Genomic DNA, 1,386 nt, shown 5'->3' with positions numbered 1-1,386 from the left:
TGGCAGCCGGGCGCATTCGTTTGCCAGCTACTCCCGCGAGGCGGCCCCTCCAATACCGCCTCCAACAACGACAAGGGGCCGACCCGATACGGGCCGGCCCCCTGTGCGGGACTGCGACTACTACTTGACGGTGACCGAAGCGCCGGCGGCCTCCAGCTTGGCCTTGGCCTCCTCGGCGGCCTCCTTGGCGACCTTCTCCAGCAGCGGCTTGGGCGCGCCGTCGACCAGATCCTTGGCCTCCTTCAGGCCCAGGCCGGAGACGATCTCGCGGACCACCTTGATGACGCCGATCTTCTTGTCGCCGGCACCCTCGAGGATGACGTCGAACTCCGACTGCTCCTCGGCGGCCTCAGCGGCGGCCGGGGCAGCGCCGCCACCGGCGGCGGCGACGGCGACCGGAGCGGCAGCGGTGACCTCGAAGGTCTCCTCGAACTTCTTGACGAAGTCCGACAGCTCCAGCAGCGTCATTTCCTTGAATGCGTCGAGCAGGTCGTCAGTGCTCATCTTGGCCATGATTGGTCCTTCCTGGTTGGTTGTTCTTGGCTATTGGGTTGTGGTGGTTCAGGCGGCGGGCTCGTCGCCAGACTTCTTTTCCTGCAACGCGGCCGCAAGCCGGGCGACCTGCGACGCGGGTGCGTTGAACAGGCCGGCAGCCTTCGCGAGGTTGCCCTTCATGGCGCCGGCCAGCTTGGCCAGCAGAACCTCGCGGGACTCCAGGTCCGCGATGCGCTCGATCTCGGCGACGGACAGCGTGGCGCCGTCCATGTAGCCGCCCTTGATGACCAGAGCCTTGTTGTCCTTGGCGAACTTCTTGATCGCCTTGGCGGCCTCGACCGGCTCGCCCTGAACGAACGCGATCGCCGTGGGACCGGCGAACAGTTCGTCGAGGCCTTCGATCCCGGCTTCCGCAGCGGCCCGCTTGACCAGAGTGTTCTTGGCAATCCGGTACGACGCGGAGTCACCGAGCGAACGCCGAAGTTCGGCGAGGTTGGTCACGCTCAGACCGCGGTACTCGGTGACGACGGCGGCCGTCGACCCGTTGAACCTCTCGACAATGTCGGCAACCGCGGCGGCCTTGTCGTCCTTGGCCATGCATGCCTCCTTGTAGATGAGTACGTGGTTGTCCCCACGAAGACCACAAGCCAGGGCCGGAAATGACGAACGCCCCGACGCAGACAGGTCGGGGCGCGCAGATGCAATGCATACACTGATGCCTCGTCCTCCTGCGTGGGTCGCCGGGTGTCTGCTGAGCGGAACAACAGATACGTCCGGACCTTCGACCGATTACTCGGTGACCGACGGTCTTCGGTGGAACCGAGCTAGTGTAGCCCGCCGCTCCCCGATCAGCCAAAACGCGGACCGCGCGGACGACTTCGCCCACTGCGT

General features: G+C 65.8%; 2 protein-coding genes. Both read right to left on the bottom strand.

Annotated elements, in window-relative coordinates; genetic code table 11:
* Window positions 1-120 precede the first annotated feature (120 nt).
* Complete coding sequence (gene rplL / locus ACN269_RS33535; protein ID WP_421477179.1) at window positions 121-513, bottom strand: 50S ribosomal protein L7/L12; 393 nt, start codon at window positions 511-513, stop codon at window positions 121-123.
* Between the two features lie 48 nt (window positions 514-561).
* Window positions 562-1,092 (bottom strand): 50S ribosomal protein L10, encoded by a 531-nt coding sequence (gene rplJ, locus ACN269_RS33530; protein ID WP_421477177.1) that lies wholly within the window; start codon window positions 1,090-1,092, stop codon window positions 562-564.
* Window positions 1,093-1,386: the final 294 nt, after the last annotated feature.

It is taken from the genome of Micromonospora sp. WMMD736 (assembly GCF_049179015.1).
In the GTDB taxonomy this organism is placed as follows: Bacteria; Actinomycetota; Actinomycetes; order Mycobacteriales; family Micromonosporaceae; genus Micromonospora.
The sequence above is the reverse complement of the archived record's forward strand: the minus strand, read 5'-3'. Positions and strand labels throughout refer to the sequence as shown.